Genomic DNA, 15,389 nt, shown 5'->3' on the forward strand with positions numbered 1-15,389 from the left:
GGCGTCCGGCCGCCTCAGCGGAACGTCGCCACGTCGATCTCGATCCAGACCTGCTCGGCGCGGCCCAGGAGCTCCCCGTCGACGGCGTACAGCGCGGTGCTGGTCAGGAACTTGCGGCCGCTCCTCTCGGAGAGCTCGCCGGTCGCGATGAGGGACTCGCCGGTGCGCGGTCGGCGCAGCACCTCGGCGGTCATCCTGCCCAGCACCATCGCCTGCCGGGTGAAGTCCGCGGCCCAGCCTCCCGGGCAGTCGAGCGCGGCCCAGGTGGTGGGCACGTCCAGGAGCCCGTCCTCGTCCGCGAACGAGGCGTGCGGGGTCCACGGGGCCGCGGTGCGCCCCTCCGCGAAGGGCCCGGTGAACAGGCGCAGCCCGTCGCCCTCGCCGCGGGCCGTGCCGCACGTGAAGCACCGGTCGAACGGGTGGTTCTCGAACCCCTGGTAGGCGGCGAGGCCCGTCGTGGCGTCCGCCGCGGACGGCAGCTCCGGGACCTTCCGCACCAGCTCGCCCGGCTCCGCCTCCCCGACCACCGCGCCGCCGGCCGTCAGCAGGCGCACGTGCTCGCCGTCGCTCTCCCAGCTCAGCGGCACGTCCAACGGCGGTGGGATGCGCAGGGTCGAGGTGACCGGGCCGGTCCCGACCTCGTGCGCGATCAGCCCCGCGACGTAGCCACCGTTGCCGGAGTGGTCGGGTCCGTTGAACTGTGCCGGGATCGTCACCATGCGCCCGACCCTATTACCGACCGGTCCTGATCGCGTCGTAGCGCCGCAGCGACTCCCGGCGCTCCTCCGCGTGGTCGACGATCGGCGGCGGGTAGCCCGCCGGTGGGTCGGACATCTCCCACGGGGTGTGCACGTGCCGCGTGGGCACGTCCGCGAGCTCGGGCACCCAGCGCCGGACGTACTGACCGTCGGGGTCGAACTTCTTGCCCTGCGTCATCGGGTTGAAGATGCGGAAGTACGGCGAGGCGTCGGTGCCGGAGCCGGCGACCCACTGCCAGCCGTGCTGGTTGGACGCGAGATCGGCGTCGACCAGGAGGTCGAGGAAGTGCCGGGCACCGTGCTGCCACTCCAGGTGCAGGTCCTTGACGAGGAAGCTCGCGACGATCATCCGCACCCGGTTGTGCACCCAGCCCTCGGCGCGCAGCTGCCGCATCCCGGCGTCGACGATCGGGATGCCGGTGAGCCCGGCCCTCCACGCCTCCAGGTCCTCGCCCGGCTCGTCGTACTGCATCTGCTCGAACGCCCGGTTGTAGTAGCCGAAGGCCGAGTCCGGGCGCTGGTGCAGGACGTCGGCGTAGAACTCACGGAACGCCAGCTCCCGCGCGTACGCCGCGGCGCCCTCGGACCGCAGCGACGCGAGATCGGCCAGCATCGTGCGGGGGTGGATCGCGCCCCACTTGAGGTGGACGGACATCCGGGACGTGCGGTCGGGTCCGGGCAGGTCACGCGCCGTGGCGTAGTCGGCGACGTCGTCGTCCAGGAACTCCGCCCAGCGGGCCAGCGCCGCCTCCTCGCCGTGGGGCGGCAGGGTCATCCCGTCGGGCACGGTGGCCTCGGGGAGGCGGTCGGTGCCGCCGGGCGGACGCAGCCACGGCACGTCGGCCGGCGCCTCGGCCGGCCGCCGCCACCCGTGGTCCTGCCACGCCCGGAAGAACGGGGTGAAGACGCGGTAGCCCGAGCCGTCGTCCTTCGAGACCCGCCCGGGCGACACGGCGTACGACGAGCCGGTGCGCACGAGTGGGATGTCGTGCTCGGCCAGGGCCTCCTCGACGTCCCGGTCCCGCTCGGCGCCCATCGGGGTGAAGTCCGCCGAGACGTGCACCGACGTGGCGTCGACCTGTCGGGCCACGCGGAGCACCTCGGCGACCGGGTCGCCGTGCACGAGGTGCAGCCCACCGATGCGCTCGGAGAAGTCCTCGATCAGGCGGACCAGGTACGCCTGACGGGTCGACGCGCCCGGACCCCAGTAGCGGCCGTCGAGCACCAGCAGCGGGACCACGCCGTCCGGGCCGCCGTCGATCGCCGCCTGGAGGGCCGGCTGGTCGTGCAGCCGCAGGTCGGTGCGGAACCACATGACGGACGTCGGCATGGGCTCCATTCTGCGGCGTGACGGGGCATCCTGCCCGCCGTGGAAGAATGGTCGGGTGAGCGAGCTGATCGATACCACCGAGATGTACCTCCGCACGGTCTATGAGCTGGAGGAGGAGGGCATCGTGCCCCTGCGGGCACGCATCGCCGAGCGCCTCCACCAGAGCGGCCCGACCGTGAGCCAGACCGTCGCCCGCATGGAGCGCGACGGCCTGCTGGCCGTCGAGGGTGATCGCCACCTGGAGCTGTCCGAGAAGGGCCGCCAGCTGGCGACCCGCGTGATGCGCAAGCACCGCCTGGCCGAGCGCCTGCTGATCGACGTCATCGGTCTGGAGATCGAGTACGTCCACGAGGAGGCGTGCCGCTGGGAGCACGTCATGTCCGAGCAGGTCGAGCGCCGCCTCGTCGAGATCCTCGAGCACCCGACCGAGTCCCCGTACGGCAACCCGATCCCGGGTCTCGCCGAGCTCGGCGAGGTCGAGCAGCCGGCCCGGTTCCTGACCGGCGTGCAGTCGATGACGGGCGCCGCCCGTGGGGCGACCGAGCCGGTCCGCCTGGTCATCCGCCGCATCGCGGAGGAGCTGCAGAAGGACACCGAGGTCATGTCGGTCCTGCGCCGGGTCGGCGCGCTGCCGGGCAACGACGTGCTCGTGTCCCAGGGACACGACGGCGTCATCGTCGCCCGGCAGGCCGAGACCGCGGAGATCGACGCCGAGGCCGCCGCACACATCTTCGTCTCGGCCTGAGGCCGGCCACCCCGGCCCTTCCTCGACCTGCCGGCCGGAGGGTTGCTCCGTCGCACTTCAGGTGATGCGGCAAACTGTTCCCATGAGCGTCGGAACCACGTTGAAGGGCTGGTTCCAGCGCACGGGCACCGAGGTCCTCGGCTGGATCCTCATCGCGCTCGGCGCGGTGCTGTGGCCCTTGCCGGGACCAGGCACGATCGTCGTGGTGGCCGGTGTCGCCCTGCTGTCGCGGCACTACGTCTGGGCGCAGAACCTGCTCGGTCCGCTGGAGCGCAAGGCCGTCGAGGCGGCCAAGTTCGGCGTCGCGACGTGGCCGCGCATCTTCGTCAGCGTCCTGGGTGTCGTGTGGCTCGTGTTCCTCGGCGCCGTCTGGTGGGGCAAGCCGGACATCCCTGAGTTCGAGGTGCTGGGCGTCGGGTTCGGTCCCGAGCTGCCGGCAGCCGGCTGGGGCACCGCGCTCGGCCTGTGGTCGTCGGCGATCGCTGCCCTCGTCCTGCTGATCTACAGCATCGTGAGGTGGCGCGAGCCGCGCGTCCCGAAGGCGGACCGGACCTCGGATCGCGCCTCTCGTTCCAAGCGGTAGACGATCTGGCCCAACCTGTAGCCAATGCGGCCGGGATGGCACAGGATGAGGCATGACAGAAATCTCGTGTGACGTGGTGGTGGTGGGTACCGGTCCCGGAGGGGAGGCCCTCGTCCCCCGGCTCGCGAAGGCCGGCCTGGACGTGGTCGCCGTCGAGGCCGAGCTCGTCGGGGGAGAGTGCCCCTACTGGGGCTGCATCCCCTCCAAGATGGTGATCCGGGCGGCCAACGCCCTGGCCGAGGCACGCCGGGCCGAGCAGCTGGCCGGGTCCGTCTCGGTGGCGCCGGACTTCTCGTTCGTCGCCAAGCGCATCCGCGAGGAGGCCACCGCCAACTGGGACGACACGGTCGCGGCCGATCGGATCACCGCCGCCGGCGCCCGCCTCGTCCGGGGTCGCGGCCGCCTGGACGGCGAACGGCGGGTCACGGTCGGTGATGACACCTACGTCGCGAGCAAGGGCGTCGTGCTCAACACCGGCACCACGACGTTCGTCCCGCCGATCGACGGCCTCGCCGGCACCCCGTTCTGGACCAACCGCGAGATCCTCGAGGCGGAGGAGGCGCCCGCCTCGCTGATCGTCATCGGCGGCGGCGCGGTCGGGCTGGAGATGGCCCAGGCCTTCGCCCGCTTCGGCACCGCGGTGACGGTGCTGGAGGTCGGACCGCGTGTCCTCGCCGTCGAGGAGCCGGAGTCGTCCGAGCTCGTGGCCTCGGTGTTCGAGGCCGAGGGCATCGGGATCCACGCCGGCATCACGATCGACGGCGTCGCGCACGACGGCGAGGTCTTCCACGTCACGAGCGGCGGCGTCACCTACGAGGCGGAGCGGGTGCTGGTCGCCGCAGGCCGGCGGTCCCGGGTCGACGACATCGGGCTGGACACGGTCGGGGTCGAGGCCGGCCGGTTCCTGACCGTGGACGACTCGATGCAGGTGACCGACGGGCTCTGGGCGATCGGCGACATGGTCGGGCGCGGCGCGTTCACCCACGTGTCGATGTACCAGTCCGCGCGGGCGGCCAAGGCGGTCCTCGGCGAGGACCTGCCCGAGTACGACGACAGCCTCCCGCGGGTCACGTTCACCGATCCCGAGATCGGTGCGGTCGGCATCACCGAGGCGCAGGCACGCGAGCGGGGCATCAACGTCCGCATCGGCTCGACCGACGTGGCCGCGAGCAGCCGCGGCTTCGTCCACGGGCCGGGCAACCAGGGGTTCATCAAGCTGGTCATCGACGACGACCGCGGTGTCATCGTGGGCGCGACCAGCGCCGGCCCGTATGGCGGCGAGACGCTGTCGGCCCTGGCGTTCGCGGTGCGCGCCGAGATCCCGGTCGCGACCCTCGTGAACACCGTCTACGCGTACCCGACGTTCTGGCGCGCGATCGAGTCCGCGCTCTGACGTACTGCCCCCTCGCGGGGGAGCGTCAGGCGTTGCGCAGCAGACGCAGCACCTGGCGCTCGAGCGTCCGGCTCGTCGGGGCGCCGGGCGCGACGCGGCGGTGCTGGGCGCCCACCGTGACGCCGTTCTCGAACTCGTCGACGACGCGCGGGTCCACGTAGGACGAGCGGGCGACGGCGGGCGTGTTGCCCAGGTGCTCCGACACCTCCCGCATCGCGGCGGCGGCGGCCCGCTTGCGTGCGGTCGGTGAGGTCGCGGTCGAGCGGGCCAGGGCCAGCGCCGCGATCGTCGTGCCGCGCCACGTGCGGAAGTCCTTGGCCGTGTAGTCCGGCCCGAGCCGGTCCTTGATGTACGCGTTGACGTCGGCGGCGTCGAGCCACTTCCACTGCCGGCCGGTCTTGTACGCCAGCAGCCGGTCCCCGCCGCCGCGGCGTCGGCGCAGCTGCTCCAGCACCGCCTGCACCCGGTCGTCGCGGACGGTGACCTCGACCTGCTGGCCGGACTTGGCGGCGTACGAGAACCCCAGGCCCCGCCCCTCGGGGTGCACGTGGTGCTTCTCCAGCGTGGTGAGGCCGAAGCTGCCGTTCTCCTCGACGTACCGGTCCGAGCCGATGCGGAACATGCCGAGGTCGAGCAGGCTGAACGCGGTCGCCGCGACCCGTTCGAGGGACATGTCGTCGCCGCCGAGGTCCCGCCTCGCGGCGGCCCGGTTCTTCAGCAGGGACGCGCCGAAGCCCTCCATGCGCGCGAACTTCTCCAGGTCACGCCGCTCACGCCAGTACGGGTGGTAGATGTACTGCCGCCGTCCCGCGTCGTCGGTGCCGACGGCCTGCAGGTGGCCGTTCTCGACCGAGCAGATCCACACCTCGGTCCAGGCCGGCGGGATCACCAGCTTCTTGCACCGCATGACCTGCTCGGGCTCGAGCGGGAGGCCGTCCTCGTCGAGGTAGCGGAACCCGCGTCCGTGGCGGACCCGCGACCAGCCGGGGGACTGTGGGGACGTGCGGCGAAGTCGGACCATGGCGAACAGGCCTTACCCGTCGCGCGTCCCTCGAAACCGGGGTGGTTCCCGTCAGCGAGCGCCCCGTGGGCCCCCGCTGGGTGCCGGATAGACTCCTGCTGCGGGCCGACAGGCCACCGGGAGCGACCGCCAAAGGGGAAGCATGCGGGAGTCGATGCCGCTCGACTCCTCCGAGGAGGAGGTCTATCGGCTTCTCGTCGGGCTGGCCCAGGCGACCGTCGCTCAGCTGGCCGGCGTGTCGGGCATGTCCGTCGACGACGCGGACGACGTGCTGCGTCGCCTGCTCGCCAAGGGCCTGGTCGTCGCGCAGGAGCCTGGCCCGGTGTTCCGTGCGCTGCCTCCGGACGTGGCGCTCGGCGCGACGCTGCTGCGGCGCCAGGAGTCGTTGGACGCCGCCCGGGCGATGGTGGCGGCGCTCAGCGAGGAGTTCCGTGCCGGCGCGAGCCGGCACGACGCCCATCACGCGGTGGAGGTGGTCGTCGGGGCGGTTGCGCTGCGTGACCGACTGCGAGCGCTCCAGAACTCCGCCAAGGAGGAGATCCTGTGGTTCTGCCGCGCCAATCCGCTGGCGATGCAAGGATCGGACAACACCGAGGAGCTCGATGCGCTGCGTCGGGGTGTGCGATACCGCGCGATCTACGAGCGCTCGCTGCTGGAGCAGCCCGGCGAGCTCGACAGCGTCCTCGAGGGCATCGGATGGGGCGAGGAGGCGCGGGTGTCGCCCGCGCTGCCTGTCCGGCTGGCGATCGTCGATCGACGGACGGCGATCTGCCCGCTGACGCACGACCAGGAACGACACCTGGGAGTGCCGACCGCGGCGGTGATCGGCAGCGGGCAGCTGCTCGACGCCCTCCTCGACCTCTTCGAGGGGCACTGGGAGCGTGCCAGCGTGCTGCACGGCGACGGATGGACGGCAACGGACGAGACGGCTCCCGAGGCGACGATCGGCGCACCCGAGCGGCTGCTCCTGTCGTTGCTGGTCGCCGGCGTCCCGGACAAGTCGATCGTCACCCAGCTCGGCATCAGTCGGCGCACGGTGCAGCGACGGTTCGACCGCCTGATGGCTCTCGCGGGTGTCGACACCCGCACCGCGCTGGCCTACCAGGCAGCGCGGCGCGGGTGGCTGTGACCCTCAGTGGCGGTCGTACGCCCGGATGATCTCCTGGACGACCTTCGACGTGCCCTGCGTCGCGGTCACCCTCAGCGACACCGGCTTCGTGCCGATCGGCACCACCGCCGTGAAGCCGTTGCGCGTGGGAAGCACCAACAGCTTCTGCCACGTCCTGCCGTCGTCGGACGAGACCTGGACGACCAGCTTCGCGCCCTTCGCGACGGCCCCGGCCTGGTCGGTGACCCCGAGCTTGAGCGTGTGCAGCAACCAGCTCGCTCGACCATGGCTGTCGGTCGGCACGGAGTAGTCGACCTGGAGGAGGGGGAGTGGCTCCGCTGCGGCTCCCGTGGGCCTGGCCGAGTGGAAGGACCACTCGGTGGACGTCCGGGTGCCTCGCTTCCACTCGGGGTCGTCGCGGGTGACGTCCAGCGCGAGACGGTAGCTCGAGGGCTCGCGGCTGACGTCGAACGTCTGCTGCGTGCCCGCCCCCTCGGCGAGCAGCTTGTCGTCGCGGAAGAGCCGGGCGCGGCTGCTGGTCGCCTCGCCGACCGTGTAGTGCCCGTCGGCATCCATGAACTCGGGCACCTGGATCCTCATCACGTCGCCGCTGCGGGTCGAGGGCACGGCGGGGACGGCTGCCGGTCGGACGACCGGTCCGTACCAACGCTCCGTCGACGTCCCTGAGCGGTAGGTCCGCGGACGGTCGGTCATTCCGCCATTGACGACGGTCGTCCACGAGTCGTAGAAGTGCGACACCCGGTGGTTCCAGATCGAGTCCCCGGCAGAGACCCACTCGACCCGGCGACTGGGCGTCGCCACCGTGCGGCTGGCGTCGTTCCACGCGAACGTCATCCACGGCCGCCACCCGAAGCGCTGCTCGTCCGCCCACGGCGACGACCCGCCGTTGTCGACGTAGTCGGTGGTCACGCGGTGGCTGTTCTTGGCGGTGACGGTGTGCACGATCCGGTCCGGCACGGCGTCCTTCGAGACCTGCATGACGTCGTAGAGGTAGGGACTCTGCCGGCTGGTCTCCAGGACGATCTGCCGCTTCCCCGGGCGCCTGGCGTGGGCGAGCAGCTGGGCCCCGCCCTTGACCGTGGTCACCATCGCCGGGATCGGACCGCGGTCCCTCTCGGGGCGGAAGACCGTGCGGATGCCCGAGTCGGCCGGGCGGATGAGGATGATGGCCTTCGCCCCGGCGTCGGCCGCGGCCCGCACCTGGTCCTGCTCGGCGTCCCGGTCGGGTGCCGGCACCACCGCGACCTTGCCGCGAACGCCTGCCATGCCGCTCGCGGGCGCGACCAGCTCGAGACGTCGTGCCCCTGCGGTGACGGGTGACTCGGGAAGCAGGTTCGCCCGCGGCCTCTCGTCACTGCCGGCGACGGTGATCAGCGCCGACGGCCGCACCAGCTGCCACCGGGAGGAGAACTCGAACGTGCCGGCATCGACCCGGTCGGTCGGTGTCACCCACGGCGTGGACTCCGCGAAGCTCATGACGCCGTGCTGGATGTCGCGACCGGTCGCGAAGACGCGGTGCGTGTACCAGCTGATGACCGCCTGCTGCTCGGACACCTCGGGGGTGCGGATCTCGATCGGGCGGGTCTTGCGGGCGTCCAGCACGACCGTCCGGTCGGACGTGACGTGCAGATCGGGCACGATGACGGTGCCCTTGCGCTCGTCCTGCTGGTCGCCACCGTCGATCACGGCCTGCACGATGTAGGTCCCCTCCTCGACCTGGACCTGACCGGCCTCACCAGGGTCCAGGTAGCCGAGGACGTCCGAGCCGGCCTGATCGCCGAGCACCGTGACCACTGGGACGCTGGTGTCCTTTCCGTCGTACCCGATGGCCTTGACCGTCAGGGTGTGGAGCGTGCCACGACGGACCGCGCCAACGGCCGTCTGCGTGCTGACGCCGGACGGCGCGGTGGCGACGAGCGAGCCGCTCCACCTCCCACGCACCAGCTTGGTGCTGTCCAGGGTGATGTCGACCTCGGCCGTGCCCCCGGCGGGGACCGTCACACGCGAAGGTGCGGAGAAGCCTTCACCGGCGCGGGAGTCGTCCAGGTTGCGGACCGAGAGGTCGAGATCGAGCGTGATGTCGTCGGAACCCTCGTTGCGGTACGTGACGGTGCGAGTCAGCGGGGTCGCGGTATCGTCCCGCAGCCCGAAGTCGGCCACGCCGGTCGCCGTGACCTGCTGGTCGACGGCCCGGGTGAGGTCGACCCGACCGGCGCCCTGCTCGTACACACCCAGTGCGGCGTTGGGGCGCGCGGTGCTGACGAGGGCGTCCTTCAGCTGCTGCCCGGTCCAGGCCGGGTGCTGCTGCGCCAGGAGAGCGGCCGCGCCGGCGACGTGCGGCGTGGCCATCGAGGTTCCGGACGAGGCCGTGTAGAGGGCATCGACCGGCTCGCCCATCGAGGTGCCCTGGGCTCGCGCCGCGACGATCGCGACACCCGGTGCGCTGATCTCGGGCTTGAGACCGCCGTCGACGCTGCGGGGCCCCCGGCTGGAGAACTCCGCGAGCGACTCGTCCCTGTCCACCGCCGCGACCGAGAGCGCGGAAGGGGCGGTGCTCGGCGTGGAGACGTCCTCGTCCCCACCGTCGTTGCCGGCCGCGACCACGAACAGGGTGCCGGACTCGGAGCTGATCTGGTCGAGGGCGAGGCTCAAGGGGTCCGTCCCGTCGGACGGTCCTCCGCCGAGGCTCATGTTGACGACCGCTGCGCCCTCGTCGGCGGCCCACTGCATGCCGGCGATGATCCCCGAGTCGTAGCCGGATCCGTCATCGCCCAGGACCTTGCCGACCAGCAGCGTGGTCTCCGGGGCGACGCCCCGGTACTTGCCATCCGCACCGGCGCCGGTGCTGGCGATGGTCGCGGCGACGTGCGTGCCGTGGCCGAAGCGGTCAGCGGTGCCGGACTCGCTGTCGGTGAAGTCCTTGGCGGCCTTGACCTGACCGACGAGGTCGGGGTGGCTCGCGTCGACGCCGGTGTCGAGCACCGCGACCTCCACGCCCTTGCCGCGGTATCCCGCCTTCCAGGCGTCCGGGGCCCCGATCTGCGCGACGCTCCGGTCGAGCACGGCCTCGGCGCGACCGTCGAGCCACACGTGCGCGATGCCGCCGCTGAGCCGTCCGGTCGCTCCGGCGCCGGGCGTGCGCGCCACGGCCGAGGAGCCCGGGGTGAGGGCCTTCCAGACCGTGTCCAGGGCCTCGGTGTCGGCGTCGAGCGCGGCGCCGTCGAGGCTCGGCAGCGTCCGGGTGAGCTCCGTGCCCTCCACGGACCGGTTCGCCGACCGGATGCCTGGATTCCAGGACACGATCAGGGGCAGCTCGTCGCGGTCGGCGTACCCGTCCTCGAGGAGGGTGGTGACGTCGAAGAGCTCCTTGTCCAGCACCCCTGACGAGAGGTACGGCACGGCGTCGCTCGGGTAGACCTGCAGGTCACCGTCGACCTCGAGGGTCTGGAACGTGACCTCCTCGCGCCCCGGTGCCGGCACGACCGTCGCGGCGCGGCGGCCCCCTCCGGCATCTGTCACGGTGACCACGTCGCCGGTCAGCAGCGTGACCCGCTGCGGCGTGGAGGCCATCGGCTGCTGGTGGGTGCCCGCGCCGCCGGCGGCACCTGCGGGCTGGGACGACTGGACGCCGAGTGCCATGAGCAGGGCCACGAGGGCTGCGAGGACGACAGCGGGGCGTAGATGAGCGAGGCGGGTCGAGGGCACGACGGATCTCCTGGATCGGGAAGTGGCAACCGCCGAGCGTGAGGGGGCTCGGCGATCGTCAGTCTGTCGCGCCCCACGCCCCGATGGGGGCCTGCGAGATGCCCGACGTGTGCCATGGCGCAACCGCGCCGCGCTGAGGGGTGCCCTCGACAGGAATCGAACCTGTGGCCTACCGCTTAGGAGGCGGTCGCTCTATCCGACTGAGCTACGAGGGCGTGGGTGTCAGGCTATCGGGCCTTGCCGCGAGCACCTACGATCGGCCTGTGTGTTGTCGTCCCCAGCGTCCGTCGTGCCCGGAGCACGAGCGGTGAGGCGACTGCTCATCGGCCTCGCGAGCATCGTCGCCGTCGCGGGCGGTCTCGCGGCGTGCGGGGCACCTGCCGAGCCGCAGACGCCGTCCGAGCAGCAGTCCCGCTGCTCCACCGCGCGACCCCTGCCCGTCGGCGACTCGGAGCGGACCATCGTCACCGGTGGCCGCGAGCGGTCGTACGTCCTCCACGTCCCACCGGGCTACCGGCCCACCGAGCGCACCCCGCTCGTGCTGATGTTCCACGGCCTGGGCGGCGATCCTCAGACGGTCCTGGAGTCCACCGAGATGGGCACGATGGCCGATCAGCACAACGCGATCCTGGCGGTGCCGCTGGGACGGGGCAAGCCCTCGCAGTGGCGGTTCCGGTCGCCCATCTCCAACCCGCGGTCCGACGTCGCCTTCGTCCGTCAGCTGGTCAAGCAGCTGAAGAAGGACGCCTGCGTCGACTCCTCACGCACGTACGCCGCGGGGTTCTCCAACGGCTCGGCCCTCACGTTGGCCCTGGCGTGCGACGCCTCGACCCAGTTCGCGGCGTACGCCGCGGTCTCCGGCCCCTACTACGAGCCGTGGTGCGGCAAGGCGCCGGCAGCGTCGATCATCTACTTCCACGGGACGGCCGACACGACGGTCCCGTACCGGGGCGCGAACACGGTCATCGGCCATCTCCCGCCGGTCAACGACATCATGGCCAAGTGGGCCAAGCACGACCGCTGTCCCTCGGCGGGCACGAGGACCCGGGCGACGAGCGCCGTGCGCCACTTCTCGTGGGTGGGCTGCGAGGACGGCACCTCGGTCGACATCTTCGCGGTGGTCGGCGGGGTGCACGGCTGGCCCGGTGGCGGCCCGATGTCCCCGGGACGCACGTCGCGGACCAAGAACAGCCCGGTCGACGCGACGGCCCTGATCTGGAAGTTCTTCGCCCGGCATCCCGCGGGTGGACAATAGGAGCATGACGAACCTGCAGGTCGCGGTGCCGCGATGACCAAGCCCATCGAGACCTGGCTGACCGACATGGACGGCGTGCTCGTCCACGAGGACAAGGCGATCCCGGGCGCCGCGGAGTTCATCGCGCGGCTGCGCGAGACCGGGAGCAAGTTCCTGGTCCTCACCAACAACTCGATCTTCACCCCGCGCGACCTGTGCGCCCGCCTGCGCGCGGTGGGCATCGACGTGCCGGAGTCGGCGATCTGGACGTCTGCCCTGTCGACCGCGAAGTTCCTCTCCGAGCAGCGCCCCGAGGGCACCGCGTACGTCATCGGGGAGGCCGGCATGACCACCGCGCTGCACAACGTCGGCTACATCATGACCAGCAACGCGCCGGACTACGTCGTCCTCGGTGAGACCCGGACGTACTCGTTCGAGGCCATCACGCGGGCGATCCAGCTCATCGGCGACGGCGCGCGGTTCATCGCGACCAACCCGGACGCCACCGGTCCCTCGCCGACCGGCCCGCTGCCCGCGACGGGGTCGGTCGCAGCGCTGATCACCAAGGCCACCGGGGTCGAGCCGTACTTCGTCGGCAAGCCCAACCCGCTCATGATGCGCAGCGCGCTCAACCAGATCGAGGCGCACTCCGAGTCGACGGTCATGATCGGCGACCGGATGGACACCGACGTGCTCTCCGGGCTCGAGGCGGGGCTGCGGACGTTCCTGGTGCTCACCGGGTCCACCCCGGCCAGCGCGGTCGACCGGTTCCCGTTCCGGCCGACCGAGGTCTTCTCCTCGATCGCCGACGTCGTGCCGCTCGTTGTCTGACCACGACCACTTGTTACCTGCTGGTAACACCTCTCTCGTGAAGTTTGTTATCGTTTTGTAATCTCCTGGTGGGCCCACCGGCCCAGAGGGGGACGTCCGGACGATCGTGTCGGGGCAACTCACCAGGGAGTGAAGCGTGAAGGTTTTCCTCACCGGTGCGAGTGGAGTGATGGGCCGATCGTCCATCGAGGCCTTGCACCAGGCAGGCCACGACGTGGTCGGGCTCGTCCGTACGGACGAGCACGCCGCACGGCTGGCCGCCACGGGCGCCCAGCCGTGGAAGGGCGACCTGTACGACCGCCCGACGCTGACCGCCGGCATGAAGGGGTGCGACGCCGTCGCCAACCTCGCCACCAAGGTCCCGGTCGGCAGCAGCGCACTGCGACCCGGGTCGTTCAAGGCCATGGACCGCATCCGCCTCCACGGCTCCCGCGTCGTCGCCGACGCCGCCCGCCGGGCCGACGTCGGTCGCATCGTGCAGCAGAGCCTGAGCTTCATCTACGCCGACCACGGGGACGACTGGATCGACGAGCGCAGCGCCGTCGACGTGAGCCGGGCGAGCGAGCCGGTCGTCGTCGGCGAGGACAACGTGCGGGCGTTCGCCGACCAGGGCGGTGTGGCGATCAGCCTGCGCTTCGGCCTCATCACGGGGGAGGACGCCAACACCGCGTGGCTGTTCCGACGTGCCGCGGCGGGCCGCTCGATCGGCCTGGGCGAGGAGCTGTCGTGGATGCACGTCGTCCACCCGGACGACATCGGCACGGCGGTCGTCCACGCCCTCGTCGCGCCGGGGGGCCACTACAACGTCGGCTCCGAGCCGGTGCACCGCTGCGACTACGTCGACACGATCGCCCGCGCCGCCGGCCGCACCAGCGGTCGCTTCCTGCCGGGCTGGGTCCTGCGCGTCGGGGGGCAGCAGCTCGAGATCCTCACCCGCTCGCACCGCGTCAGCTCGCAGCTGTTCAGCGACCGCACTGGCTGGCAGCCCCGTCACCCGCACCTCACCCCGGCCTGGTTCGATGAGCTCGTCGAAGCCTGACCGGGCCGAGCAGGAGCGCCGCCGCAGGGCCGCGGAGCTGCTCGGGGACCTGATGCCCAGCACGACGTCGGACGAGACCGACGAGGGCTGGGGCGAACGGGCGGCGGGCTCGCGCGACGAGGAGTACCTCCGCGACGTCCCGCCGCACCACGGCGGCTAGAGCTGGGTCGTCCCGCCGGGACGGCTGGCCAGCGAGTCGCGGATCTCGCGCAGCAGGGCGATGTCCTCGCTGACGCCCTCGGGCTCGGGCTCCTTGCCCCTGTCGCGCAGCTCGTTGACCTTCTTCATCGGCACGACGATGAAGAAGTAGACGACCGCCGCGGTGATCGTGAACGTGATGGCCGAGTTGATGAATCCGCCCACGTCGATCAGCGTCTTGGGGTTGTTGCTGAAGATCTTGAAACCGAGCCCCTCGGCGGAGTTCCTGCCGCCGATCGCTGCCAGCAACGGATTGATGAACGACGAGGTGAACGAGCTCACCAAGGCCGTGAACGCAGTGCCGATGACGACAGCGACGGCGAGATCGACGATGTTGCCGCGGAGCAGGAAGTCCTTGAATCCCTTGAGCATGTCTTCCCCCTGTGTGGGTTCGTTGGGTGCCTCGACGATAGCGATGCCCCAGGAGGGCGACTAGGGACCATGGGGGGAGGATGTGATGACGCTGAACCGGGATCTCAGACCCGCGCCGGCCAGCCGCAGCGCATTCTTCTCCGTGGTCACCAGGCCCAGTGCGGTGGCGTCGGAGCCGTCGTCGGAGGAGGGGACGGTCACCACCTCCACGTCGCGGGCGACGACCTGCGCGGGGCTCTCGCCGTCCGGGTCGACCGCGACGACGTCGACCCGGTCGCCCACACGCACGGCTGCGGCGCCGTCCGCGCGATCCACGCGGATCGTGGTCAGCACGGCACCGGGCCCATAACCCGCCAGAGCGCCGGCCCTCACGACGCGGAAGTCGGTGACGACCTCGCCGGCCCGCATCGGTCCTGCGACCCGATGGCCGACCGCGGCGTCACGGCCCAGGGTGTGCGCAGGCGCAGCAGCGGACGGCAGGACCGCGGTCCGCAGGTCGTCCGCGCCGATGACGTGCCCGCTGCGCAGGTCGCGGTCGGCGACCTGCACGCGTACGCCGTCGGCGTCCTGCCTCAGCGAGGTCAGCGCCGCCAGGACCGCCAGACCGGCGAAGAGCGCGGCGAGCAGGCGACGGTGCTCGAGCACGAGCTCCTGGATCCGATCCATGCCGGGACTCTAGGAAGATCCGGCCGCGCGTGCCGTCCGTCGTCCACAGCCGGCGGACGGGCCGAGGTCAGGCGGCGGAGTCGTTGCCCGACGAGGCCGCCGGCTTGGGGTCGGCCTTGGCCGGCTTGCTGTCGCTGGAGGACGAGGTGCTCGCACTGGAGGTGGAGCTCGACGACGAGCTGGACGATCCGGAGCCCGAACGGCTGTCGGTCTTGTAGAAGCCCGAGCCCTTGAAGACGACGCCCACGGCGTTGAACACCTTGCGCAGATCGCCACCACAGGTGGGGCAGACGGTCAGCGCATCGTCGGTGAAGCTCTGCTGGACCTCCAGCGCTTCTCCGCAGTCCTTGCACTGGTACTGGTACTTCGGCACGACTTGCTCCCG

15 protein-coding genes and 1 tRNA gene are annotated in these 15,389 nt (G+C 71.5%); 8 read left to right on the forward strand and 8 right to left on the reverse strand.

All coding sequences use genetic code 11. The annotated features are described in order from the left end of the window. Positions 1–14: 14 nt before the first annotated feature. Positions 15–719, reverse strand: a complete 705-nt coding sequence (locus C3E78_RS03480) for a hotdog family protein (protein ID WP_108577002.1) — start codon at positions 717–719, stop codon at positions 15–17. A 13-nt stretch (positions 720–732) separates the two neighbouring features. After that, positions 733–2,088, reverse strand: coding sequence for a cryptochrome/photolyase family protein (locus C3E78_RS03485; protein WP_108580730.1), 1,356 nt, complete (start codon positions 2,086–2,088; stop codon positions 733–735). Between the two features lie 55 nt (positions 2,089–2,143). On the opposite strand from C3E78_RS03485, the gene C3E78_RS03490 reads away from it, so the two are divergent. From C3E78_RS03490 to C3E78_RS03500, 3 genes are all read left to right on the forward strand, one after another. Then, on the forward strand, positions 2,144–2,833 hold the full coding sequence (locus C3E78_RS03490) for an iron-dependent transcriptional repressor DtxR (RefSeq protein WP_108577003.1): 690 nt from the start codon (positions 2,144–2,146) through the stop codon (positions 2,831–2,833). A gap of 82 nt (positions 2,834–2,915) precedes the next feature. Beyond that, entirely contained in the window at positions 2,916–3,416 is a 501-nt protein-coding gene (locus C3E78_RS03495) for a PGPGW domain-containing protein (protein ID WP_159085798.1), read from the forward strand. A 52-nt stretch (positions 3,417–3,468) separates the two neighbouring features. Continuing rightward, positions 3,469–4,809, forward strand: coding sequence for a dihydrolipoyl dehydrogenase family protein (locus C3E78_RS03500; RefSeq protein ID WP_108577005.1), 1,341 nt, complete (start codon positions 3,469–3,471; stop codon positions 4,807–4,809). Positions 4,810–4,834: 25 nt separating this feature from the next. On the opposite strand, the gene C3E78_RS03505 is transcribed toward C3E78_RS03500, so the two are convergent. Beyond that, entirely contained in the window at positions 4,835–5,830 is a 996-nt protein-coding gene (locus C3E78_RS03505; protein WP_108577006.1) for a DNA topoisomerase IB, read from the reverse strand. Between the two features lie 142 nt (positions 5,831–5,972). Between C3E78_RS03505 and C3E78_RS03510 the strand changes: the two genes are divergently transcribed. Next, on the forward strand, positions 5,973–6,959 hold the full coding sequence (locus C3E78_RS03510) for a helix-turn-helix domain-containing protein (protein WP_108577007.1): 987 nt from the start codon (positions 5,973–5,975) through the stop codon (positions 6,957–6,959). A 3-nt stretch (positions 6,960–6,962) separates the two neighbouring features. Here C3E78_RS03510 and C3E78_RS03515 read toward each other — a convergent pair whose 3' ends face one another. Together C3E78_RS03515 and C3E78_RS03520 are read right to left on the reverse strand one after the other, a co-directional pair. Beyond that, positions 6,963–10,664, reverse strand: a complete 3,702-nt coding sequence (locus C3E78_RS03515; RefSeq protein ID WP_235833811.1) for a S8 family peptidase — start codon at positions 10,662–10,664, stop codon at positions 6,963–6,965. Between the two features lie 141 nt (positions 10,665–10,805). After that, positions 10,806–10,879 (reverse strand) — tRNA-Arg (locus C3E78_RS03520). A gap of 92 nt (positions 10,880–10,971) precedes the next feature. On the opposite strand from C3E78_RS03520, the gene C3E78_RS03525 reads away from it, so the two are divergent. From C3E78_RS03525 to C3E78_RS03540, 4 genes are all read left to right on the forward strand, one after another. Beyond that, the gene (locus C3E78_RS03525; protein WP_159085799.1) at positions 10,972–11,919 is read left to right on the forward strand and encodes an extracellular catalytic domain type 1 short-chain-length polyhydroxyalkanoate depolymerase; all 948 of its coding nucleotides are present in this window, start codon (positions 10,972–10,974) and stop codon (positions 11,917–11,919) included. Between the two features lie 33 nt (positions 11,920–11,952). Further along, entirely contained in the window at positions 11,953–12,729 is a 777-nt protein-coding gene (locus C3E78_RS03530) for an HAD-IIA family hydrolase (protein ID WP_108577009.1), read from the forward strand. Positions 12,730–12,865: 136 nt separating this feature from the next. Next, positions 12,866–13,768 carry an NAD-dependent epimerase/dehydratase family protein gene (locus tag C3E78_RS03535; protein ID WP_135804963.1) on the forward strand — a complete coding sequence of 301 codons (903 nt, stop codon included), beginning with the start codon at positions 12,866–12,868 and terminating at the stop codon, positions 13,766–13,768. Beyond that, on the forward strand, positions 13,749–13,928 hold the full coding sequence (locus C3E78_RS03540) for a hypothetical protein (RefSeq protein ID WP_108577011.1): 180 nt from the start codon (positions 13,749–13,751) through the stop codon (positions 13,926–13,928). The genes C3E78_RS03535 and C3E78_RS03540 overlap by 20 nt, the downstream gene beginning before the upstream one ends. Here C3E78_RS03540 and mscL read toward each other — a convergent pair. From mscL to C3E78_RS03555, 3 genes are all read right to left on the reverse strand, one after another. Further along, positions 13,925–14,338, reverse strand: a complete 414-nt coding sequence (gene mscL, locus C3E78_RS03545) for a large conductance mechanosensitive channel protein MscL (RefSeq protein WP_108577012.1) — start codon at positions 14,336–14,338, stop codon at positions 13,925–13,927. The genes C3E78_RS03540 and mscL overlap by 4 nt on opposite strands. A gap of 60 nt (positions 14,339–14,398) precedes the next feature. Further along, positions 14,399–15,004 carry an SAF domain-containing protein gene (locus tag C3E78_RS03550; RefSeq protein ID WP_108577013.1) on the reverse strand — a complete coding sequence of 202 codons (606 nt, stop codon included), beginning with the start codon at positions 15,002–15,004 and terminating at the stop codon, positions 14,399–14,401. A 67-nt stretch (positions 15,005–15,071) separates the two neighbouring features. Beyond that, complete coding sequence (locus C3E78_RS03555; RefSeq protein ID WP_108577014.1) at positions 15,072–15,377, reverse strand: FmdB family zinc ribbon protein; 306 nt, start codon at positions 15,375–15,377, stop codon at positions 15,072–15,074. Between the last annotated feature and the right edge of the window lie 12 nt (positions 15,378–15,389).

The sequence above is a fragment of the Aeromicrobium chenweiae genome (genome assembly GCF_003065605.1).
GTDB lineage: Bacteria > Actinomycetota > Actinomycetes > Propionibacteriales > Nocardioidaceae > Aeromicrobium > Aeromicrobium chenweiae.

Coding starts and splice junctions, on each gene's coding strand:
- C3E78_RS03530 (WP_108577009.1), top strand. CDS start 11,953: ATGACCAAGCCCATCGAGACCTGGCTGACCGACATGGACGGCGTGCTC.
- C3E78_RS03540 (WP_108577011.1), top strand. CDS start 13,749: ATGAGCTCGTCGAAGCCTGACCGGGCCGAGCAGGAGCGCCGCCGCAGG.
- C3E78_RS03505 (WP_108577006.1), bottom strand. CDS start 5,830: ATGGTCCGACTTCGCCGCACGTCCCCACAGTCCCCCGGCTGGTCGCGG.
- C3E78_RS03510 (WP_108577007.1), top strand. CDS start 5,973: ATGCGGGAGTCGATGCCGCTCGACTCCTCCGAGGAGGAGGTCTATCGG.
- mscL (WP_108577012.1), bottom strand. CDS start 14,338: ATGCTCAAGGGATTCAAGGACTTCCTGCTCCGCGGCAACATCGTCGAT.
- C3E78_RS03495 (WP_159085798.1), top strand. CDS start 2,916: ATGAGCGTCGGAACCACGTTGAAGGGCTGGTTCCAGCGCACGGGCACC.
- C3E78_RS03550 (WP_108577013.1), bottom strand. CDS start 15,004: ATGGATCGGATCCAGGAGCTCGTGCTCGAGCACCGTCGCCTGCTCGCC.
- C3E78_RS03500 (WP_108577005.1), top strand. CDS start 3,469: ATGACAGAAATCTCGTGTGACGTGGTGGTGGTGGGTACCGGTCCCGGA.
- C3E78_RS03485 (WP_108580730.1), bottom strand. CDS start 2,088: ATGCCGACGTCCGTCATGTGGTTCCGCACCGACCTGCGGCTGCACGAC.
- C3E78_RS03480 (WP_108577002.1), bottom strand. CDS start 719: ATGGTGACGATCCCGGCACAGTTCAACGGACCCGACCACTCCGGCAAC.